Source organism: Pseudomonas sp. LBUM1652, from assembly GCF_059716105.1.
In genome coordinates, this window is sequence record NZ_CP166804.1 from 1,510,279 (window position 1) to 1,531,235 (window position 20,957).

Annotated in this window: 23 protein-coding genes, 1 pseudogene and 1 riboswitch; of the genes and pseudogenes, 10 read left to right on the forward strand and 14 right to left on the reverse strand. The window is 60.1% G+C overall.

What is annotated here, in order from left to right; genetic code table 11:
• Positions 1-24: 24 nt before the first annotated feature.
• From ACA069_RS06795 to ACA069_RS06815, 5 genes are read right to left on the reverse strand one after another with little or no spacing between them, the layout of a single operon-like run.
• The gene (locus ACA069_RS06795) at positions 25-675 is read right to left on the reverse strand and encodes an urea amidolyase associated protein UAAP2 (RefSeq protein ID WP_401266069.1); all 651 of its coding nucleotides are present in this window, start codon (positions 673-675) and stop codon (positions 25-27) included.
• 11 nt (positions 676-686) lie between these two features.
• The gene (locus ACA069_RS06800) at positions 687-1,412 is read right to left on the reverse strand and encodes an urea amidolyase associated protein UAAP1 (RefSeq protein ID WP_401266067.1); all 726 of its coding nucleotides are present in this window, start codon (positions 1,410-1,412) and stop codon (positions 687-689) included.
• Between the two features lie 13 nt (positions 1,413-1,425).
• Entirely contained in the window at positions 1,426-2,214 is a 789-nt protein-coding gene (locus ACA069_RS06805; protein WP_497616808.1) for an ABC transporter ATP-binding protein, read from the reverse strand.
• Positions 2,211-3,026, reverse strand: a complete 816-nt coding sequence (locus ACA069_RS06810) for an ABC transporter permease (protein WP_401266063.1) — start codon at positions 3,024-3,026, stop codon at positions 2,211-2,213. The genes ACA069_RS06805 and ACA069_RS06810 overlap by 4 nt, the downstream gene beginning before the upstream one ends.
• An 18-nt stretch (positions 3,027-3,044) precedes the next feature.
• A complete protein-coding gene (locus tag ACA069_RS06815) occupies positions 3,045-4,112 on the reverse strand; it encodes a putative urea ABC transporter substrate-binding protein (RefSeq protein WP_497616809.1) in 1,068 nt (355 codons plus the stop codon).
• 63 nt (positions 4,113-4,175) lie between these two features.
• A riboswitch (guanidine-I (ykkC/yxkD leader) is annotated at positions 4,176-4,276 on the reverse strand.
• Between the two features lie 135 nt (positions 4,277-4,411).
• Here ACA069_RS06815 and ACA069_RS06820 point away from each other — a divergent pair.
• A complete protein-coding gene (locus tag ACA069_RS06820) occupies positions 4,412-4,546 on the forward strand; it encodes a hypothetical protein (RefSeq protein ID WP_497616811.1) in 135 nt (44 codons plus the stop codon).
• Between the two features lie 150 nt (positions 4,547-4,696).
• Positions 4,697-5,080 carry a hypothetical protein gene (locus ACA069_RS06825; protein WP_187680148.1) on the forward strand — a complete coding sequence of 128 codons (384 nt, stop codon included), beginning with the start codon at positions 4,697-4,699 and terminating at the stop codon, positions 5,078-5,080.
• Positions 5,081-5,146: 66 nt separating this feature from the next.
• On the opposite strand, the gene dspII is transcribed toward ACA069_RS06825, so the two are convergent.
• Positions 5,147-6,259 (reverse strand): enoyl-CoA hydratase/isomerase DspII, encoded by a 1,113-nt coding sequence (dspII, locus tag ACA069_RS06830; RefSeq protein ID WP_497616812.1) that lies wholly within the window; start codon positions 6,257-6,259, stop codon positions 5,147-5,149.
• A gap of 132 nt (positions 6,260-6,391) precedes the next feature.
• Between dspII and ung the strand changes: the two genes are divergently transcribed.
• On the forward strand, positions 6,392-7,084 hold the full coding sequence (ung, locus tag ACA069_RS06835; protein WP_401266056.1) for a uracil-DNA glycosylase: 693 nt from the start codon (positions 6,392-6,394) through the stop codon (positions 7,082-7,084).
• A 65-nt stretch (positions 7,085-7,149) separates the two neighbouring features.
• Here the strand turns inward: ung and ACA069_RS06840 are convergent, their stop codons facing one another.
• From ACA069_RS06840 to ACA069_RS06860, 5 genes and pseudogenes are all read right to left on the reverse strand, one after another.
• Positions 7,150-8,184: an AbrB family transcriptional regulator gene (locus ACA069_RS06840; RefSeq protein WP_497616813.1), complete on the reverse strand. Its 1,035-nt coding sequence runs from the start codon at positions 8,182-8,184 to the stop codon at positions 7,150-7,152.
• On the reverse strand, positions 8,177-9,691 hold the full coding sequence (locus tag ACA069_RS06845) for a tripartite tricarboxylate transporter permease (protein ID WP_497616814.1): 1,515 nt from the start codon (positions 9,689-9,691) through the stop codon (positions 8,177-8,179). The genes ACA069_RS06840 and ACA069_RS06845 overlap by 8 nt, the downstream gene beginning before the upstream one ends.
• Position 9,692: 1 nt before the next feature.
• Positions 9,693-10,151 (reverse strand): tripartite tricarboxylate transporter TctB family protein, encoded by a 459-nt coding sequence (locus ACA069_RS06850; protein ID WP_489878411.1) that lies wholly within the window; start codon positions 10,149-10,151, stop codon positions 9,693-9,695.
• Positions 10,152-10,207: 56 nt separating this feature from the next.
• Positions 10,208-11,185 carry a Bug family tripartite tricarboxylate transporter substrate binding protein gene (locus ACA069_RS06855; RefSeq protein WP_187680154.1) on the reverse strand — a complete coding sequence of 326 codons (978 nt, stop codon included), beginning with the start codon at positions 11,183-11,185 and terminating at the stop codon, positions 10,208-10,210.
• A gap of 53 nt (positions 11,186-11,238) precedes the next feature.
• Positions 11,239-11,403: pseudogene (locus tag ACA069_RS06860) on the reverse strand (OprD family outer membrane porin); the annotation flags it as partial.
• Between the two features lie 349 nt (positions 11,404-11,752).
• On the opposite strand from ACA069_RS06860, the gene ACA069_RS06865 reads away from it, so the two are divergent.
• Together ACA069_RS06865 and ACA069_RS06870 are read left to right on the forward strand one after the other, a co-directional pair.
• Positions 11,753-12,424 (forward strand): response regulator, encoded by a 672-nt coding sequence (locus tag ACA069_RS06865; protein WP_187680155.1) that lies wholly within the window; start codon positions 11,753-11,755, stop codon positions 12,422-12,424.
• The gene (locus tag ACA069_RS06870) at positions 12,417-13,802 is read left to right on the forward strand and encodes a sensor histidine kinase (protein WP_187680156.1); all 1,386 of its coding nucleotides are present in this window, start codon (positions 12,417-12,419) and stop codon (positions 13,800-13,802) included. Before ACA069_RS06865 ends, ACA069_RS06870 begins: the two co-directional genes overlap by 8 nt.
• Positions 13,803-13,911: 109 nt before the next feature.
• On the opposite strand, the gene ACA069_RS06875 is transcribed toward ACA069_RS06870, so the two are convergent.
• Together ACA069_RS06875 and ygfZ are read right to left on the reverse strand one after the other, a co-directional pair.
• Positions 13,912-14,733 carry an HDOD domain-containing protein gene (locus ACA069_RS06875; RefSeq protein ID WP_187680157.1) on the reverse strand — a complete coding sequence of 274 codons (822 nt, stop codon included), beginning with the start codon at positions 14,731-14,733 and terminating at the stop codon, positions 13,912-13,914.
• Between the two features lie 35 nt (positions 14,734-14,768).
• Entirely contained in the window at positions 14,769-15,710 is a 942-nt protein-coding gene (ygfZ, locus tag ACA069_RS06880; RefSeq protein ID WP_497616815.1) for a CAF17-like 4Fe-4S cluster assembly/insertion protein YgfZ, read from the reverse strand.
• Between the two features lie 150 nt (positions 15,711-15,860).
• On the opposite strand from ygfZ, the gene ACA069_RS06885 reads away from it, so the two are divergent.
• Together ACA069_RS06885 and ACA069_RS06890 are read left to right on the forward strand one after the other, a co-directional pair.
• Complete coding sequence (locus tag ACA069_RS06885) at positions 15,861-16,115, forward strand: FAD assembly factor SdhE (RefSeq protein ID WP_401266041.1); 255 nt, start codon at positions 15,861-15,863, stop codon at positions 16,113-16,115.
• The gene (locus ACA069_RS06890) at positions 16,099-16,551 is read left to right on the forward strand and encodes a protein YgfX (RefSeq protein ID WP_497616816.1); all 453 of its coding nucleotides are present in this window, start codon (positions 16,099-16,101) and stop codon (positions 16,549-16,551) included. The genes ACA069_RS06885 and ACA069_RS06890 overlap by 17 nt, the downstream gene beginning before the upstream one ends.
• Here the strand turns inward: ACA069_RS06890 and nadB are convergent.
• Complete coding sequence (gene nadB / locus ACA069_RS06895) at positions 16,520-18,136, reverse strand: L-aspartate oxidase (RefSeq protein ID WP_401266038.1); 1,617 nt, start codon at positions 18,134-18,136, stop codon at positions 16,520-16,522. The two genes, ACA069_RS06890 and nadB, sit on opposite strands and share 32 nt — an antisense overlap.
• Before the next feature lie 557 nt (positions 18,137-18,693).
• On the opposite strand from nadB, the gene rpoE reads away from it, so the two are divergent.
• Genes rpoE through ACA069_RS06910 form a run of 3 tightly spaced genes read left to right on the forward strand, consistent with a single transcriptional unit; the run spans position 18,694 to position 20,867 of the window.
• Positions 18,694-19,275, forward strand: a complete 582-nt coding sequence (rpoE, locus tag ACA069_RS06900) for an RNA polymerase sigma factor RpoE/AlgU (protein WP_003172477.1) — start codon at positions 18,694-18,696, stop codon at positions 19,273-19,275.
• A 30-nt stretch (positions 19,276-19,305) separates the two neighbouring features.
• The gene (locus ACA069_RS06905; protein ID WP_401266035.1) at positions 19,306-19,893 is read left to right on the forward strand and encodes a sigma-E factor negative regulatory protein; all 588 of its coding nucleotides are present in this window, start codon (positions 19,306-19,308) and stop codon (positions 19,891-19,893) included.
• Positions 19,894-19,901: 8 nt separating this feature from the next.
• On the forward strand, positions 19,902-20,867 hold the full coding sequence (locus tag ACA069_RS06910) for a MucB/RseB C-terminal domain-containing protein (RefSeq protein ID WP_497616817.1): 966 nt from the start codon (positions 19,902-19,904) through the stop codon (positions 20,865-20,867).
• The last annotated feature ends 90 nt before the right edge of the window (positions 20,868-20,957 follow it).

Genomic DNA, 20,957 nt, shown 5'->3' on the forward strand with positions numbered 1-20,957 from the left:
ACCAGCGGCGCAAACGGCTGAATTTCAGTTCCATACCAGCAGCTCCGCAGGGGTCGGGTTGTAGGCGTTGCACGGGTTGTTCAGTTGCGGGCAGTTGGAGATCAATACGATCACGTCCATCTCGGCACGCAGGTCGACGTACTTGCCCGGTGCGGAAATTCCGTCTTCGAACGTCAGCCCACCGTCGGCGGTGACTGGCACGTTCATGAAGAAATTGATGTTCGGGCCGATGTCGCTTTTGCCCAGTCGTCCGTCGTGGACGCAGGCGCGCAGGTAGTTGTCGCGGCAGCTGTGCATGTAGCGTTTTTCCAGGGCGTAACGCACGGTGTTGCTCTCTTGCGCACACGCGCCGCCGAGCGTGTCGTGGCGGCCGCAGGTATCGGCAACGATGGTCAGCATCGGTTTGCCGAGGTTGGAATAGAGCACGCTGCCGGTGCTCAGGTAGACGCTGTTCTGTCGGCGCAACGTGCGCTGCACGTCGTAGCGTTCCTTGGGGTTGGCAACGCTGTAGAACAGGGTATCGACGGCTTGATTGCCTTCCAGATCGAGAATGCGCAGGGTCTGGCCGGCCTTGACCTCCATCAGCCAGGGTTCGCCGGCGGGGATGGTCGCGCGGTAGACCGCATGCTCGGGCAGTCTGTCGGGGTTAGCAGCGGTAGCGATGGCGAGTGACATGGCAGCGATCCTCAGGCGAACAGACGGTCGGTGTTGATGAAGCCGCGCTCGTTTTCCGGGCGCGAGGTGCGGCAGTGTTCGGCGACACTTGGGTCGGCGTTCATCCAGCTCAGCTTCAGGGGTTTCGGGGCGTATTCGGTGGACGGGTCCATCGGGTGTTGCAGGGCGGTGAGGACGACGAGGGTGTCCATCGGCGCGTACAACTCGATGTAGTCGCCAGCCTTGGAATTACCTTCGACGAAATGAAAATGTCCGGCCTCATCGACGTTGACCCGGCTGAACAGATTGAGGGTCATCAACAGGTCGGACAGGCCCAGGCCCCACTTGCCCAGTTCCACCAGCAGGTTGTCGGTGCCGTTGCGGAAAAAACCGTTGCGCAGTTCCTGATAGCGGCCCTGGCCGTACTTCTGCGCGACTTCCTCGGCGCAGAGCACGCCGCCGAGGCTGTCGCTCCAGCCGCAGGTGTCGGCAGTGATGGCGGCCAGCACGCGGCCCATGTCCGAGTACAGGCAATGGCCGGTGGTGAGCTTGGCGGTGTGTTGGCATTTGAGGCTGTCAGGCAGGTTCAGCCGTTCGGTTTTTTCGTTGGCATTGAGCAGGGTCAGGCTGACGTTGGCACCGCCGCGCAGATCGGTCAGGCGCAGCAATTGGCCGCGCTTGAGAACGAAGGAGCGGTGGCCGCCGCCGGGCAGCATTTCTTCGGCGAAGGGTGGAAACAATTGGGTTGAATCAGTCATTGGAGCAATCCTCTCAAGCGGTTCGAAGTGAGCCCGCCAGGTTCACCGGCAAGGCTTCGACGGCGGCGCGCTGGGCGCGGCGGTCGGTGTTCAAAGGGATGTCGTAGGTGATGCGCGCGCCATAGGCGCCGGGGGCGTGCGGGTCGAGACGAACCTTGTCGAACACCAGCAATCGCGTGCCGAGGCTAAAGCCTTCGGACAGGTCATGAGTGACCATGAACACCGTCAGTTGCGTCTCGCGCCACAAATCCAGCAGCAGGGCATGCATGTCTTTGCGGATGCCGGGATCAAGCGCGCCGAACGGCTCGTCGAGCAGCAACACGCGCGGTTTCATGATCAGCGCCTGGGCAATCGCCAGTCGCTGTTGCATGCCGCCGGAGAGCTGCGCCGGGTACTTGTCCAGCGCATGGCCGAGGCCGACTTTGTGCAGCAGTGCCGAAGCCTGTTCGCGGGCGTCTTTTTTGGCCGCGCCAAACAATCGTCCGAGCAGCGGCGCGCGTGGCAATTCGAGACCGATCGCAACGTTGTCCAGCACGCTCAAGTGCGGGAACACCGAGTAGCGCTGGAACACCACGCCACGGCTGGCGTCCGGCTCGCAGGCCAGTGGCTGACCATCGAGCAGGATCTCGCCACGGCTGGCGGTTTCCTGGCCGAGCAACAGGCGTAGAAAGGTCGATTTGCCGCAACCGGACGCGCCGACCAGCGTGCAGAACTCGCCCTCGTTGACCTGCAGATTCAAGCCTTCGAGCACCACTTGATCGGCGTATTGCTGCCAGACGTTTTTTACCGTGATGAAGCTCATTTGGCGGCCCCCTCATACCAGGGGAATGCCCGGCGGGTCAGGGATTTCAAACCCCAGTCCATCAGCCAGGCGAGGAGGGTGATCCACGCCACGTAGGGCAGGATCACGTCCATCGCCAGATAGCGCCGTACCAGAAAGATCCGGTAGCCGAGGCCGTCGGTGGCGGCGATGGCTTCGGCGGCAATCAGGAACAACCACGCCGAGCCGAGCATCAGGCGCAGCGAAATCAGCAGGCGCGGCAACAGTTGTGGCAACACCACGCGCAACATCAGCGTCCAGGTCGAGGCGCCGAGGGTCTGCGCCTTGATCAGCAGTTCGACGGGAATGTCCCGCGCACGCTGTTCCAGATCCCGGGCCAGTGCCGGGGTGATGCCGATCACGATCAGCATCACTTTCGACAATTCACCGAGGCCGAAGACGATGAACAGAATCGGCAGAATCGCCAGCGGCGGCACCATCGACAGCACCGTCAGCAGCGGCGACAACGGTGCGCCGAACAATGGCAGGGTGCCGGCGGCGATGCCCAGACACAGTCCGGCCAGCGCGGCGATGCCAAGGCCGATGGCCAGACGCCCCAGACTCGCCGCGGTGTCTTGCCACAGCAGGTATTCGCCGGTGCGACTGTCGGCATGGAAGGCCAGGCGTTTTACCGCGTCGGTCATCTGCACGGCGCTGGGCAGCAGTTTGTCGTTGGGGTTGTCCGCCAGGCGTTCGGCTGAGCCCATGAAGTAGGCGAACAGCAGCAGAGCGAACGGCAGGATCACCAACAGCAGGCGACTCGGGCGATCCGGGTGGCGATTGATCAGGCGCATGGCCAAATCCTCCGTGGCTTACAGCTTGGCGTCGGCGGCCATCTGCACGTAGGTCGGATCGAAACGCAGCTTGAGGTTGCTGGAGTCGCCGCTGGTCACGCCGTTGGCGAAAGCCATGCCGACCGCACTGGTGTCTTTGGCGCCTTCACCGAGCAAGCCGTGCTGGAACGAGAACTCGGCGACTTTGCGCATGGTTTCCGGCAGTTGTTTGCTGGTGGCAAAGGTCAGGGCTTCCTTCGGCGTGGCGAACAGTTTGGTGGTGTCCAGTTGCGCCTGGAATCCGGCCAGATCAGTGCCCGAGGCTTTGGCCATGTGTTCCAGCGCGGCTTTGCTCGCGGCGTTTTTTGCATTCATCAGTTCGACCACTTCGAACCAGGCGCCGGTCAGCGCTTTGCCCAGCGCCGGGTTGTCTTTGAGGGTGGCGCTGTTGACCACCATCATGTCCATGATCTCGCCGGGGATCTGGCTGGAGTTGAACACCTCGGTCACGCCGGGCTTGGCCTTGATGTCCGAAAGCATCGGGTTCCAGGTGGTCACGGCGTTGACCTGGTCGGTGTTGAAGGCGGCGGAGATATCGGCGTCGGAGGTGTTGACCACTTTGAGGTCTTTCTCGGTCAGGTCGACCGAATCCAGCGCGCGGGCCAGCAGGTAGTGGGACACCGACAGTTCGACCAGATTGACGTCCATGCCCTTGAGGTCGGCGACTTTCTTGCCTTCACCCTTGAGGACGACGCCGTCGTTGCCATTGGAGAAGTCGCTGACGATCAGCGCGGTGCTGTCGACGCCGCCGGCGGCAGGGATGGTCAGCGCATCCATGTTGGTCATGGTGCAGCCGTCGAACTGGCCGGCGGTGTACTGGTTGATCGATTCGACGTAGTCATTGAGCTGTACGACGTCGATCTTGATGCCGTACTTCTTCGCCCATTTATCGACGATGCCCTGGCTGCCGGCGTATTCCCATGGCATCCAGCCGGCGTAAATCGTCCAGCAGACACTGAAGTGGTCTTTTTGCGCGGCGGGGGATTGGATGCTGACCAGTGCGGCGAACGCGGCGGCGAGCAGGGCGGGCAAACGTAGTCGGGACATGGTGGGTTCTCCAGTTGATCAAGGGCGGACAGGAAGGCAACGCGGCACCGCGAACGGTGGCTTGTCTCCCGGGCTTTTGTCCCGCCGTGTAACCTCAACTGGAGGTCGCCAACTCTCGGACCAGCCACTCGCGATTGCGAGCCGGAACCCTAGTCAGCCATTGCAAATTGTGGTGCCGCGAACCTGTGATGACTCCTGCACGGGTTTGCTAAAGCGAGAGGCGTGCCAAGTCGTGTCGAGCCCTCTGGCACGGGCCTGTCGGTTGAATCCGGTTGCGCTTGCGAGCGAGGAGGCGCTTTGTGTTGGTGCGCGGCTGCACCGTGATGCAGCGTGTCGACCAGTTGTGGCCATGGCTGTCACGGTGTACGGCTATCACGGCGGTGGATATCAGGCTGGTCACCATTAATCAGCGGCTGAATAACGGTGTTGGCTGATGAACAAGGTTTCACAAATCACTTGTTTCAACTTGTTGCAGAAACGCACCAGATTCCGAAAACGCTGTCTGATAATTTGTCAGTCACCGAATAAACGACTGACGCCTGCCAGCGTCGCTGGTGTGGCTACCCGCGGTCCAGGAGGCCGCCATGTATCGCCGAATCCTACTGCTTGCCGTGATGTTTTTTTCCATTGGCGGATGTGTCCCTTATTCATACGGAGACAGCTATTACAGGTCAGAGGTCTACTCATCACCCGCGCCGGCGTACTACAGCGGCGGCACGTACTACACGCAGCCGCGCTACTACCAGCCAGCACCGCGTTACTATCAGCAACCACGCTATTACCAGGCAGCGCCACGCCACTATCAGCCGGCCCCGCGTTATTACGAAAGCCGTCGCTGGCACGGCAATGACCGCGGACGCTGGGATGGCCACCGCCGCGGCGGTTGGGACAACGATCACCGCGGTCGCGGCAACTACGACCGCCACAGCGGACGCGGCGACCACAATGGACGTGGCAACCGCTGGTAACCACCCACAAAAAAGCGGCGCATGAAGCGCCGCTTTTTTTGTGCCCGCGATTTCTGCACAAGAAGGCTAGTACTGCGTCAGATCCGCCAAAGGATGCCGCCCCTCCCAAACCTTATGAAAATGCGCCTCGACCACCGCATCCGGCACACTGCTGACGTCCGGCCAGTGCCAGTGCGGCTTCTGATCCTTGTCGATCAACCGCGCCCGCACCCCTTCGCTGAACTCCGGATGACGGCAGCAATTGAGGCTCAGGGTGTATTCCATCTGAAAGACTTCAGCCAGTGACATATAGCGCGCGCGGATGATCTGTTCCCAGACCAGATGAGCGGTCACCGGTGAGCCTTCGCTCAGGGTCTTGGCGGCACGGGCGAGCAACGGGTCGCTGCTGTCGCGTTGCAGACTGATGGCTTTCCAGGCGCACGCCACATCGCTGACGTCGAGCAGTTCGTCGATCTGCTGACGACGCGGTAGCCACTGCGCCTCGGGCATTTTCGCGACCGCTTCTTGCTGCAACGCCTTGAGCAGGCTGTTGAGTTGCATCGCGGTCTGTTCCTGCCAGTTCAGTTGCAGCAGGCCTTCGATCAGATCCGGTTGTTGTTCGTCGAGCAGGAAGCGGTCGGCCAGTCCCAGATCGATCGCATCACGCCCGTTCATGTGCGCGCCGGTCAGGCCCAGAAACAAACCGAGCTTGCCGGGCAGTCGTGACAGGAACCAACTGGCGCCCACATCCGGATACAGGCCAATGGTGATTTCCGGCATGGCCAAACGACTGCTCGGCGTGACGATGCGTGTGCTCGCGCCTTGCAACAGACCCATGCCGCCGCCCAGCACATAACCGTGGCCCCAGCAGATCAACGGTTTCGGGTAGGTGTGCAGGCTGTAGTCCAGGCGATATTCCGCGGCGAAAAACTGCGCGGCCAGTGGCGGTACTTCGCCGGGGTGGGCGCGACAGGCTTCCACCAGGCTGCGCACTTCGCCGCCAGCGCAAAATGCCTTGGCGCCGTTGCCGCGCAGTAAGACGCAGACGATTTGTGGGTCTTTTGCCCAGGCATTCAGTTTGTCGCTCAGCGCATTGATCATCGGCAAGGACAACGCGTTGAGCGATTTTTCAGCGTCCAGGCTGGCGATACCGAGGCGGGCGCCGTCGGTGCCGGTGAGTTCTTCGAAGTGCAGATTCATCGTGACCTCGATCGGGAATTTGAACGATCAGTATGATCGTTGTGTGGGAAAGTGCCGGATCTGCGTCAGATCAATTGACAAGCGTGGTCGGCTTTCCTAGGGTTCGCCCCATTGTTTTTGCCGGGTATGACCATGACTGCTGACGACCGTATCAAACTCGAACCGAGCTGGAAGGAGGCACTGCGTGCTGAATTCGACCAGCCTTACATGGCAGAGTTGCGCAATTTTCTGCAGCAGGAGCGGGCGGCCGGCAAGGAAATCTATCCACCGGGGCCGCTGATTTTCAATGCGCTGAATTCGACGCCGCTGGATAAAGTCAAAGTGGTGATCCTCGGCCAGGACCCGTATCACGGCCCGGGCCAGGCCCATGGCTTGTGCTTCTCGGTGCAACCGGGCGTGCCGGCGCCGCCGTCGCTGGTCAACATCTATAAAGAGTTGAAACGCGACTTGAACATCGATATTCCCAGCCACGGTTATTTGCAGAGCTGGGCCGATCAGGGCGTGTTGATGCTCAACACCACCATGACCGTCGAGCGCGCCAACGCTAATGCGCACAAGGACAAGGGCTGGCAGTTCTTCACTGACCGGATCATTGAACTGGTCAGCGAACAGCAGCCGCATCTGGTGTTCATGCTGTGGGGCGCTCATGCGCAGAGTAAACAGAAGCTGATCGATGCGACCAAACACCTGGTGCTGACCTCGGTGCATCCGTCGCCGTTGTCGGCTTATCGCGGGTTCTTGGGATGCGGGCATTTCAGCCGGACCAACAAGTTTCTTGAGCAGAATGGCGAGTCGCCGATCGAGTGGCGTCTACCGCCGGTTTGACGGGTTGACCGGGTTGGCCCCTTCGCGAGCTTGCTCGTGGAGAAGGCAACTCGGTCTGTCAGTTGTTACTCGGGATTGCGATTCCAATACTTGAACAACGGCTCCGCCAGAAACAGCACAAAAAGAAGCCGCATCACCTGCATCGCCGTCACCAGCGGCACCGACAGTTGCAGGGTTTCCGCCGTCAGGCTCATCTCGGCAATCCCGCCGGGCATCATGCCTAACGTCAGTGAACGCAGATCCAGATGGGTCAACGTACTCAACCCCAATGCCGCCAGTGTCGCGATCAACATGGTCAATGCCGTGCCGATCAGTGTGCGGCCCATGAACGACGGCGCACGCCGGAAAAACTGTCGATTGAAGTGACAGCCCAGACCGCTGCCGATCAGCCACTGGCCAATCTGACTGCCGCCATTGGGCAAACCGATGTGCAGATCCCAGCCGATGCTCACCGCCGCACTCACCAGCAACGGCCCGAACAGCCACGGATTGGGCTGGCGCAGTCGCTCCCAGATCCACGCGGCCAGGGCGCCCGCCGGAAACAAAATCGCCAGCCAACGCCAATCGACGCTACCGGCATGAGAAATCGGTGTGCCGTCGCCGAGCAGATACTTGAACGCCGCCGGCACACACAGCACCACCACCAACACCCGCAAACTTTGCCCAGCCGCTACATGGCTGAGCAGCGCGCCATTGCGCGCGCCGAGGTTGACCATCTCCCCGGAGCCACCGGGCATGCTGGAGAAAAACGCCGTGGCGCGATCTTCACCGGTGCGGCGCATCAACCACACGCCGACCACCGCCGACAGGCTGGTGACCAGCGCGCCGAAGAAGATCAGACCGAAGTGACTCAGCACCTGCTCCATCACCACCGGGGTGAAGTGCAGACCGATGCCGATCCCGACAATCCACTGGCCGCATTTGCGGCCACCAGGGATTTCGGTTAATTGCCACGGGGTCAGGCAGCGCACGAGGATGATCGCCAGCAACGAGCCGACCATCCACGGCAACGGCCAGCCGATCTGGCTGGCGACAAAGCCGCCAAGCAGACCGACCAGCGGGGTTCCCCACCAGGTTTTGAGGGATGACCAATCAGACATCGGCAATGGTGCGCCGGGCAGCGGAGCGTTTACGCCAGATACGGATGATCGGCATCATCAGCATGATCACCGTCAATACCCAGCAACCGACTGTGATCGGACTTGACCAGAGAATTTCCAGCGCGCCGTTAGAGATCGACAGCGCACGACGCAAGTTTTGCTCCATCAGACCACCGAGGATGAAGCCCAGCAGCAGCGGTGACAACGGGAAGTCCAGCTTGCGCAGGATGTAGCCGAAGATACCGATACCGATCATCAGGAACAGGTCAAACGTGGTTGCGTGCACCGCGTAGACGCCGATCCCTGTAATGATCGCAATCACCGGCACCAGTGCCCAGTTCGGCACGGCGAGGATGCGGGTGAAGATGCGGATCATCGGGATGTTGAGGATCACCAGCATCACGTTGGCGATAAACAGCGACGCGATCAGGCCCCAGACGATGTCCGGTTGTTGCTGGAACAGCAGCGGGCCCGGGGTGATGTTGTACAGCGACAGTGCGCCGATCATCACTGCGGTGGTGCCTGAACCTGGAACACCGAGCGTCAGCATCGGTACCAGAGCACCGCACGCCGCACCGCCAATGGCGGTTTCTGGAGCCGCAAGACCACGCTTGTCGCCCTGACCGAATGTGCCGCTGTTACCTGCAATGCGCTTCTCGGTCATGTACGCCACGGCGCTGGCGAGGGTTGCGCCAGCACCCGGTAGCACGCCCATGATGAAGCCCAGCACACCGCACCGCAGGTTCACCGTGAATACCGAGGCCGCTTCCTTGAAGTTGAACATCATGCGGCCGGTGGCCTTCACGGCTTCCTGGCCGTGGTGGGTTTTCTCCAGCAGCAGAAGGATCTCGCTGATGGAAAACAGGCCGAGTACCAGCACGACGAATTGGATGCCGTCGGTCAGATGGATGTTGTCGCCGGTGAAGCGGTACACGCCACTGTTGGCGTCAATGCCGATGGTCGACAGAAACAGGCCGATCAGCGCGGCGATAAAGGTTTTCAGCGGGCGATCACCGGCCATGCCGCCGAGACAGACAATCGCGAACACCATCAACACGAAGTATTCCGCCGGACCAAAGGCAATCGCCCATTTCGCCAGTAGCGGGGCGAACAGCACCATGCCGCAAGTGGCGATAAACGCACCGATGAACGAACTCCACGCCGACAGCGACAACGCTACGCCGGCCAGGCCTTTGCGGGCCATCGGGTAGCCGTCGAGGGTGGTCATCACGGTGGACGCTTCGCCCGGAATGTTCAGCAGGATCGAACTGATCCGACCGCCGTATTCGCAGCCCAGATACACCGCTGCCAACAGGATCAACGCCGACTCCGGCGGCAGGCCGAGGGCGAATGCGATCGGAATCAGCAACGCCACGCCGTTGATCGGGCCGAGGCCCGGCAACAGGCCGACGACGGTGCCGATCAGGGTGCCGCACAGCGCGGTCACGAGGTTGTAGGGACTCAGCGCGACGCCGAAACCCTGACCCAAATAGCCAAGAGTATCCATATCAGTTCTCCAGAACGTCGAGCAGGCCGAGGGGCAGCGGAACGTCCATCAGACGGTCGAACAGCAGGTACAGACCGATCGCCATCAGCGTGGTGACCACGATGCTTGGCACCCAGCGACCGCCATACAGTCGCGCCATCGGAATGCCGATCAGGATGCTGCTGAGGATGAAGCCCAGCGGTTCGAACGTGCCAGCGAACACCAGCAGCAGGACGACGCAAATACCGATCTTGGTCAGGGTTTCGCGATCCAGTGGCGGCTCGTCTTCACTGTGTTTGATAGGGGCCGGGCGGAACACCATGTACAGCAGCGCCGCGCCCATAAGGCCGAGCATCAGCAGGGGAAAGGCGCGCGGGCCGACGGGTTCGTAGGAAAAAGCCGCTTGATACGGCCACGCCATCAGGGCCAGGCCGGCACAGGCCAGCAACAGCACCGAGGCGAAAATGCGTTGAATAAGCATGGGAGCTCCTGTGCTGCGTCCCCGTCATCGGGAACGCAGCCGCTAGACAGAGACGATCACTGGATCAGGCCGAACTCTTTGGCCAGCACTTTGTAGTCCGCGACCTGCTTCTTCACGTAGGTGTCGAGTTCCGGCCCGGTCATGGCGAACGGGAAGAGTTCACGCTGATCGCGCAGCTTGGCGAACTCCTCGGAGGCCAACAGTTTGTCGAACGCGTCTTTCCACCAGGCGTAGTCTTCATCGCTGACTTTTGGCCCGAGGTAGAAGCCGCGCACCACCGGCCAGACGATGTCGTAGCCTTGCTCCTTGGCGGTCGGAATGCCTTTCATTTCCGGCTCGTCGAGACGCTTCTCGGAGAACACCGCCAACAAGCGCATATCACCGCTCTGAATGTGCGGCATGGAGTCGGAGATGTCGGTGCTGCCGACCTGGATGTGACCGCCGAGCAGGGCGGTGGCGATCTCGCCGCCACCTTCGAGGGCGACGTAACGCAGGTCACGCGGGTTGATCCCGGCAGCCTTGGCGATCAGCGCGGTTTGCATCCAGTCCTGGCTGCCGACGGTGCCGCCGGAACCGATCACCACGGAGCCTGGATCTTTCTTCAGTGCCTGAACGAGATCGTCGAGGGTCTTGTAGGGCGAATCGCTTTTCACCGCGATGGCGCCGTAGCTGGTGCCGACCGCTGCGAGCCAGCGCACATTGGTTTCATCGAAACGCCCGAACTTGCCCTGGGCCAGGTTCAGCAACGAACCACTGGACCACGCCACCAACGTGCCGGCATCCGCCGGGCGTTGTGCGACCACTGCGTTGTAAGCCACCGCGCCGACGCCGCCAGGCATGTAGGTGACGCGCATCGGTTTGCTCAGCAGTTTTTCGTTGACCAGCGCGCTCTGCGCCAGTTTGCAGGTCAGGTCGAAACCGCCGCCCGGCGAGGCCGGGGCGATGCATTCAGGACGTTTCGGTTCGGCCATGAGTTGGCCGGCGAACAGGACACAACTGGCGGCGAGGGCCACTTTACGCAGTGATAGGTTCATTCAAGTCTCCACGGGCATTGTTGTTATTCGACGTGTTTTTCAGCAACGGACATTTACCAAAGGGCAACGCTGTAGCTCACCAGCAAACGCACTTCGTCTGCATCGCGAGCGGAGTAGCTGGAACGGTAAGTGGCATTACGCAGGCGCACGGCGGCATCCTTCAACGCGCCGCTTTGTACGACATATTTGATCTCGGTGTCGCGCTCCCACGCTTTGCCTGGCAAAACGCTGCGGCGAAAAACCGGCGAGGGCGGCGGCACTGGCGAAGGTGGCGTGGCTGAAGCGGGAGGGGAGAAAAGGCGTTAGAGCCTTGGTCTGCAAGGACGGCATGCGCGGGGTGCTCCGTTTATTGTTTTTATTGGTCGAAAACGCTTCGTGGCGTTTTTCGTAACGCTGTGTGGCAGCAGCGACGGCAGTCGGAACTGTCCGTGGCTCGACTCTAACCAGCTAACCTTTCGCTAACCTTTCAACTGGCTTTCACGGTTTTCGGGCTTCACAGCGGCGGTTGCGGCTGTAAACTCCGCGACAAAGAGTGGCGTCGGCCATCCCTGAACGAGGTAAAAATCCATGCGTGTCCTGCTCGTCGAAGACCATCTGCAACTGGCCGAAAGTGTCGCCCAGGCGCTCAAGAGCACCGGTCTGACCGTGGATGTGTTGCACGATGGCGTGGCCGCCGACCTGGCGCTCGGCAGTGAGGAATACGCGGTGGCGATCCTTGATGTCGGCCTGCCGCGCATGGATGGTTTTGAAGTGCTGGCGCGGTTGCGTGCGCGCGGAAAAAATTTGCCGGTGCTGATGCTGACCGCGCGCAGTGACGTGAAAGATCGGGTGCACGGCCTCAATCTTGGCGCTGACGATTATCTGGCCAAGCCTTTCGAGCTGACTGAACTGGAAGCGCGGGTCAAAGCCCTGTTGCGCCGCAGTGTGCTCGGCGGCGAACGCCAACAGCGCTGCGGCGTGCTGGCCTATGACCTCGACACCCGGCGCTTCACCCTCGGTGAGGAATTGCTGACCTTGACCTCTCGTGAGCAAGCGGTGCTTGAAGCGCTGATCGCCCGGCCGGGGCGGGTGATGAGCAAGGAGCAATTGGCATCGCAAGTGTTCGGCCTCGACGAAGAGGCCAGCCCCGATGCCATCGAAATCTACGTGCACCGTTTGCGCAAGAAACTCGACGGTCACCCGGTGGCGATCGTGACCTTCCGTGGCCTTGGCTATCTCCTGGAAAGCCGCGATGCATAAGCCCAGCAGCCTGCGCTGGCGGTTGCTGTGGAACCTTGCGCTGCTGTTGGTGGTGCTGATGCTCGCCAGTGGCTTGAGCGCTTACTGGAATGGTCGCGAAGCGGCCGATACCGCGTATGACCGCACGTTGCTGGCCTCGGCGCGAACCATCGCTGCCGGCCTGTCGCAACGAGACGGCACCCTCAGTGCCGACGTGCCTTACGTGGCCCTCGATACGTTCGCCTACGACAGTGCCGGGCGGATTTATTATCAGGTCAACGACATCCATCAGAAGCTGATTTCCGGCTACGAAAACCTCCCCGGTCCGCCGTCAGGCACGCCAAGAACTGACGACTATCCGGCGCTGGCGCGTTTCTACAACGCCACCTACAAGGGCCAGAATGTTCGGGTGGTCAGTCTGCTTAAAGCGGTAACCGAGCCGAACATGAACGGCATGGCGGAAATCCGTGTCGCCGAAACTGACGAAGCCCGGGTCAGCATGGCCCGCAGTCTGGCCGCCGACACCTTATTGCGTTTGGGCATGCTGGCGATTGGCGCGTTGCTGTTGGTCTGGTTTGCCGTCAGTGCGGCGTTGCGACCGCTGGAGCGTTTGCGCACGGCGGTGGAGGAACGTCAGCCCGACGACTTGCGGCCCTTGCCGTTGGTGGAAGTGCAGCATGAACTTTGGCCGCTGGTGCGTGGGCTTAACCATTTCACCGAGCGCCTGCGTGGGCAGTTCGAGCGACAGGCGCAGTTCATCGCCGATGCGGCGCATGAGTTGCGTACGCCATTGGCAGCGTTGAAGGCGCGGCTGGAATTGGGCCTGCGCTCGAATGAACCCGAAACTTGGCGCACGACCCTGGAATCGTCAGCGCAAAGCACAGATCGCCTGACCCATTTGGCCAATCAGCTGCTGTCGCTGGCGCGGGTTGAAAACGGTGCCCGGGCTATTGCGGAGGGCGGCGCACAGCTGCTCGATCTGAGCCAATTGGCGCGGGAACTGGGCATGGCCATGGCGCCGCTGGCGCACAAACGCGGCGTCGCGCTGGCGCTTGAGGCGGACGAGCCGGTGTGGCTGCGGGGTGAGCCGACGCTGCTCAATGAGTTACTGAGCAATCTGGTGGATAACGCGCTGGCGCACACGCCGCCAGGCGGCAATGTGATTTTGCGTGTGACGGCGCCAGCGGTGCTTGAAGTTGAAGACGACGGGCCGGGGATTCCGCTGGAGGAGCGTGAGCGGGTGTTTGAGCGGTTCTACCGGCGTAATCAGCAGGTGGCGGGTTCGGGGTTGGGTTTGGCGATTGTTGGCGAGATTTGCCGGGCGCATCTGGCGCAGATCAGCTTGCATGATGGTGAGCAGGCGGGTTTGAAGGTGCGTGTGAGTTTTATCGCCGGGTGATTCTGCGGTGTTCTTGCCGGCCTCTTCGCGAGCAGGCTCGCTCCCACAGGGGGAATGCATTCCAATGTGGGAGCGAGCCTGCTCGCGAAGGGCGCGCCTCGGTCTCGGATCAGTAGAACATCGACCGCGATTCTTCCAGATCTTCGCACAGTGCCTTGTTTTCCGGATCGATCCCAAGCTTTCTGAACGCGGGCACACTGAGCGGATCAATGCGCCCAAATGGATGATCGGTGCCCTTGTGGCAATACAGACTCGCTACCTGCACCAGATCGACGTAATCGATCTCTTTCGAGTCGCGTTTGAAGTCCTGATAGCGCCCCGGCAACTCCACCAACCGCTCCGGAAACTCCCAGACCCGCAACAGTTTGTCGCCCAGCAGCGGATGAATATGGTCGATCACATGGTTGAGGCTGACCGGGTCGGACAGTAGTTCGTAGTGGTCTTCGGCGTAGGTCAGAATCGGCAGCACGCCGATCTGATGCACCAGCCCGCCCAATGCCGCCTGGTCAGGTTTGAGCTGTGTGTAGCGGCGGCACAACGCATAACTGACCCCGGCGATTTCCAGGCTCTTGCGCCAGACTTCGCGCATTTTCTGTTCAACCACTTCGGAACGCGCGTGGAAAATCTGTTCCATCACCAGGCCGATCGCCAGATTGCTGCTGTAATTGATGCCCAGGCGGGTGATGGCGGTGTGCAGGTCGGTGACCTCCTGGGCTGCACGCAGCAGGGGGCTGTTGACCACTTTGATAAGGCGCGCCGAAAGCGCCGTGTCGCGGCCGATCACTTTGCTCAGGTCGCTGACGCTGATTTCCGGATCTTCAGCGGCCTTGCGAATTTGCAGGGCCACTTCCGGCAACGTCGGCAGAACCAGGTCATCGTTATCGATGGCCTCAACCAAATCCTGTTGGACCTTATCCGCCAGTTCGCTCATTTAGACTCTCTAGGGTGTTGCAACAAAGGCTGCGATCAGCGCTGGATTTCGCGGTCGCGATCCAGTTCGTAGGGCAAATCGAGCAAATGCAGTGCAGGCCCTTCAAGGGTACCCAGATGCAGATCGCCCGCTTCAGCAGCTTCGGCCTGCAACACCGCCAGCAGTTCAATATTTTGTCCGGCGTTGGCGGCCAGTACGACTTCGCCGATGGAACTGTTGTGGCTCGGCGCGAACAACGGGGTGCCCGGCTCTGGTAATTGCGTGGCATCCAGGCTCAAACGATACAGACGGCGCTTGAGTTTGCCCAAGTACTGCATGCGCGCGACGATTTCCTGGCCGGTGTAGCAGCCTTTCTTGAAGCTCACGCCGCCAACGGCCTGCAGATTGAGCATCTGCGGGATGAACAGCTCGCGGGTACTTGGCATGACCTGACCAATGCCGGCGCGAATCTGGCCCAGCAGCCATTGATTCAGATCACCTTCAGGCAGGGCTGTGGACAACTTGCCTTTGATGGTTTCGGCTTGTTCGGCCGGCACCCAGAGTTCGGCGCGATCCGGCGAGACGCGAATCGCGATCAGACCTTCGTTGCGTACAACACTGTCGGTTTCGGCCGGCAGATCCAGGCCGAGGCTGCTCAGTGCTGCATCGCCCGACCTCAGACCAAAGCGCACCCAGGCGGCGCTTTCGTCGGTGAGTTTGGATTTGGAGAACACAGCGTACTTTTTCAGATCCGCCAGTTGTGGTTCGAGCAGCTCGCTGGCCATCGCCAGCAGCACACCGTCACCTTCCAGCAGAATGCGGAAACTCGACTGCATCCGGCCTTTTTGCGTGCAGCGCGCGCCAAGGCTGGCCGTGGTGTCGCTCAGGTAATTGATATTGCAGGTCAACTGGCCTTGCAGGAATTTTCCGGCATCCGCGCCGCGAACCGCGAGAACGCCTTCATGAGACAGGGTGCAGAAAAAAGCAGAATCGGCCATGGGTCATCGCAGGGTAAATAGACTGGGGCACATCATAAGGGTGCGCTGTTGAAATGGGTAGTTGATAAAGGATCGGTGGTGCCCGACCAAAGCCGACTGTGCGACCCGTCTCGGGGCTGTATACTTGCCGCCAAATTTGAGGAGGGCTCCATGGTCGAACAAGTTGAACTCAATCGCCTCTTTTGGCACAGCCGTCGCGGCATGCTTGAACTTGACGTGCTGCTGGTGCCGTTTTCGAGAGACGTTTACGCAACTCTCAACAACAAAGATCGCGATTTGTACGTGCGCCTGCTGACGTGTGAGGATCAGGACATGTTCGGCTGGTTCATGGAGCGCAGCGAGTCCGAAGATCCGGAGCTGCAGCGCATGGTTCGCATGATCCTGGATCGTGTCCAGCCCAAGTAATACGTTCGAATGCCGCTGGCATGCCTCACGGCAGTTGCTGGCGGCGTATCTGTTGGCCCAGGCGTTCGCGCTGGGTTCTTTGCTTCTGCTTTCAATTCCACTCTGGGCCAGTCTGGCAGCGGCTTTAGCTTGCCTGCTTCACGGTTTTTACGTGATCCCACGGCAAATTCTATTGAGTCATCCCAAAGCATTTTGTGGCTTGCGTCGAGATGCCGATGGTTGGCAGTTGTGGAGTCGGGCGGATGGCTGGCAGGCGGTGCAACTACGACCGGACAGCCTGGCGCTGCCATTGATCGTGGTGCTGCGCTTTCGTTTGCGCGGGGAATGGCGGGTCAGATCGATCTGCGTGCCACGCGACGCGCAGGCGGCGGATTTGCACCGACGCCTGCGTGTGCGGCTCAAGTTCAGCCGGCGTAGGTGGGCGGCACCAGAATAGTGTCGAGCGCCTCGGGTAGCAGGTCCGGATAGTCGAGGGTGTAATGCAGGCCGCGACTTTCCTTGCGCTCCATGGCTGAGCAAATCATTAGCTCGGCGACCTGGGCGAGATTGCGCAGCTCGATCAGGTCGCGACTGACTTTATAGTTGCTGTAGAACTCGTCGATCTCGTCCAGCAACAGGCGCACGCGGTGCTGGGCCCGTTGCAGGCGCTTGTTGGTGCGCACGATGCCGACGTAGTCCCACATGAACCGGCGCAGTTCATCCCAGTTGTGCGCAATGATCACGTCTTCGTCGGAGTCGGTCACCTGGCTGGCGTCCCAGACGGGCAGGGCGTTCGGCGCTGTCACATCATCAAGTTGCGCCAGAATGTCCGCCGCCGCCGAGCGGGCGTAGACGAAACATTCCAGCAACGAGTTGCTGGCCATGCGGTTGGCGCCGTGCAGACCGGTGAAGCTGGTTTCGCCGATGGCGTACAAGCCTGGCACATCGGTGCGGCCGTTTTGGTCGACCATCACGCCACCACAGGTGTAATGCGCCGCCGGTACAACCGGAATCGGTTGTTTGGTGATATCGATGCCGAAGCCGAGGCAGCGCTCATAAACAGTCGGGAAGTGACTTTTAATGAAGGCTTCGGGTTTGTGGCTGATGTCGAGATAGACGCAATCGACGCCCAAACGCTTCATTTCATGGTCGATGGCCCGGGCAACGATGTCGCGTGGTGCCAGTTCGGCGCGCTTGTCGAAGCGATACATGAAGCGTTCACCATTCGGCAGCTTCAAATGCGCACCTTCGCCACGCAGGGCTTCGGTGATGAGGAAGCTTTTGGCCTGTGGGTGATAGAGGCAGGTGGGATGGAACTGGTTGAACTCCAGATTCGCCACCCGGCAGCCAGAGCGCCAGGCCATGGCGATGCCATCACCACAGGCGCCGTCGGGGTTACTGGTATAGAGGTAGACCTTGGCCGCGCCACCCGAGGCCAGAATCACGAAGCGTGCGCCGTAGGTGTCGACTTCACCGGTGGCGCGGTTCAGCACGTAGGCGCCGAGGCAGCGCTCGCCGTCCAGGCCCAGGCGGCGCTCGGTAATCAGATCGACGGCTACTCGCTGTTCCAGCAATTCGATGTTTGAACGCTCTTTCGCTTGGGCCAGCAGGGTTTTGAAGATCGCGGCGCCGGTAGCATCGGCGGCATGGATGATGCGGCGATGACTGTGGCCGCCTTCGCGGGTCAGGTGAAATTCGAAACCGCCGTCTTCAGTACCGGATTGCTCATCACGGGTGAACGGAACGCCTTGGTCGATCAACCACTGGATGGCTTCACGGCTGTGCTCGACGGTGAAGCGAACGGCATCTTCATGGCACAGACCTCCGCCGGCGTTCAGGGTGTCATCGACGTGGGATTCGACAGTGTCGGTATCGTCCAGCACGGCAGCGACGCCGCCCTGAGCCCAGAACGTCGAACCATTGGCGAGATCGCCCTTACTCAAAACGGCAATGCGCAAGTGACCTGGCAGGGTCAGCGCGAGACTCAAACCGGCAGCACCGCTGCCAATGACCAGAACATCGTGTTGGAACTGTTGGCTCATTTCAGGATTCCGCTCAAAGCGACCCGGGTCGGGGTTGGCGCAAGACAGCTGGATCGGCGAGTCAAGACAGCCACACAGCCCACTAGTATATAGAGGGGTGGGGCGGCACAATAGCCGGGCCTATATGGCATTGTGAAACTACCGGGATGGGGAAACCGGGCGCTTCGTCGGAAGAATTTTCCGCAGGTTTTGGGAAAAGGCGACTGTATCGGCGCTGAAACAGGTTTTTTCCTCCCAGTGTTGCCCAATGTCGGGTGGGGCCGGCTATAAATAATTGGAACTTTTGCCAGAGGCCCAAGATCAATAGTCGGTGCCAGAAACAAGGGACAGTGTCGGCTTCAGTGCGGAACCTGCGATTGGGTTCCTGCCGGCGAAACCGATGACAAGATTATTCGCGCAGCCGGTTTATCCCGCGCTGCGTTTTTCGTGCGTGCCAAATCAGAGCCCGCAGGAAACTTGCTTGGAGGGGGAGAACTTTTGCGAAAAGCCCGAGTCTATGTTTGCAAGTCTGGTCGTTTAGTTGTGCAAGTCTCCTCCGGGCTTATCGAGGAGTGTTCATGCTAACCCAGGAAGAGGATCAGCAGCTGGTCGAGCGCGTTCAGCGTGGCGACAAGCGAGCTTTCGATCTGCTGGTGCTGAAATATCAGCACAAAATTCTCGGGTTGATCGTGCGTTTTGTGCACGACACCCATGAAGCCCAGGACGTAGCTCAGGAAGCCTTTATCAAGGCGTATCGAGCACTTGGAAATTTTCGCGGTGACAGTGCGTTTTATACGTGGCTGTACCGTATTGCCATTAACACGGCAAAGAATTATCTGGTTTCACGCGGCCGTCGGCCGCCGGATAGCGATGTAAGTTCCGAAGATGCAGAGTTCTACGATGGCGATCACGGCCTCAAGGACCTCGAGTCACCAGAACGGGCATTGCTGCGGGATGAGATCGAAGGCACCGTCCATCGAACCATTCAGCAATTGCCAGAGGATTTGCGTACGGCTTTAACTTTACGTGAATTCGATGGTCTGAGTTACGAGGACATTGCGAGCGTCATGCAATGTCCGGTGGGTACCGTGCGCTCCCGGATTTTCCGCGCTCGGGAGGCCATCGATAAAGCCCTGCAACCGTTGTTGCAGGAAAACTGAGACAGCGGCGACAGCCAAGAGAGGAACGCCATGAGTCGTGAAGCCCTGCAGGAATCGCTGTCCGCAGTGATGGATAACGAAGCGGACGAACTGGAATTGCGTCGAGTGATCAATGCACTGGACGACGTAGAAACCCGTGAGACCTGGGCTCGTTACCAGATCGCTCGGGCAGCCATGCACAAGGATTTGCTGCTGCCACGTCTGGATATCGCTGCGGCAGTGTCTGCTGCGCTGGAAGACGAAACGGCTCCGGCCAAAGTATCCCGTAGCCCATGGCGAAACCTTGGCCGTCTGGCTGTTGCAGCCTCGGTTACGGTTGCCGTTCTGGCCGGTGTGCGCCTGTACAACCAGGACGAGATCGCTGGCGTCGAACTGGCACAGCAATCCAATCAGCCAACCCTGGCCACTCCACAGGTCAAAGGTCCGGCTGTTCTGGCAGGCTATAGTGAAAGTTCGGAAGCCACTGGCCCTATGGCCAACGGCGTACTGCAAGGTCAACCAGGCTGGCATGATCAGCGCCTGCCAAGCTATCTGCGTCAGCACGCTCAACAGGCTGCGCTGAAAGGTACTGAAAGCGCGCTGCCGTATGCACGTGCGGCAAGCCTGGAAAACCGTTAAGGAGGATCATGCGCGCCATACCTCTACTTTCGCTTCTGCTGAGTGGCTGGTTCATTGTTCCAGCCCACGCTGACGAGGCCCAGGACTGGTTGACCCGTCTGGGCCAGGCCGAGCAGCAGCAAAGCTTCCACGGTACTTTCGTTTACGAGCGTAATGGTAGTTTTTCTACCCACAACATCTGGCATCGCGTCCAGAATGGCCAGGTCCGCGAGCGTTTACTCCAGCTCGACGGTTCGGCACAGGAAGTCGTGCGCATTGATGGACATACTCAATGCGTAAGCGGCACCCTGATTGCCGGGTTGGGAGATTCTCCCAACTCTGCCGCTCGTCCTCTCGATCCGCAAAAGCTGAAAAACTGGTATGACCTTGCTGTCATCGGCAAGTCGCGCGTAGCTGGAAGAGACGCAGTGATCGTATCGCTGACGCCTCGGGACCAGCATCGTTACGGTTTTGAGTTGCATCTGGACAAGAAGACCGGTCTGCCACTGAAGTCGCTGCTGTTGAACGACAAAGGGCAGTTGCTCGAGCGATTCCAGTTCACCAGTCTTGATACTGATGATGTTCCGACGGACAAAGACTTATTGGCTGACGCCGACTGCAAGCCGATTACTATCGATAGTGACAAGGCTTCTGCGGTGAAGACAGCTCAGGCTTGGCACTCTGACTGGCTACCGCCAGGTTTCGAGCTGACCAGCAGCACCTCGCACAAAGATCCGGAAACCAAAATTCAGGTCAGCAGCCTGCTTTATGACGACGGTCTGGCGCGGTTCTCGGTGTTTCTCGAGCCGCTTAACGGTGCCACTGTCACCGATACGCGCACTCAGCTCGGCCCAACCGTTGCCGTCTCCCGTCGCCTGACCATACCGCAAGGTGAAATGATGGTCACGGTGGTCGGTGAGATCCCGATTGGTACCGCCGAACGAATTGCTCTATCGATGCGCAATACCGATGGCGCTGCGACCAGCAAGCAGTGAGCTGATTTCAGTCATACCCACTTCGTCGTCGAGACGTAGAAATGTTTGCTGAGCATTTTCATTTGCAAATCACCTGAAAATTTTTTATAG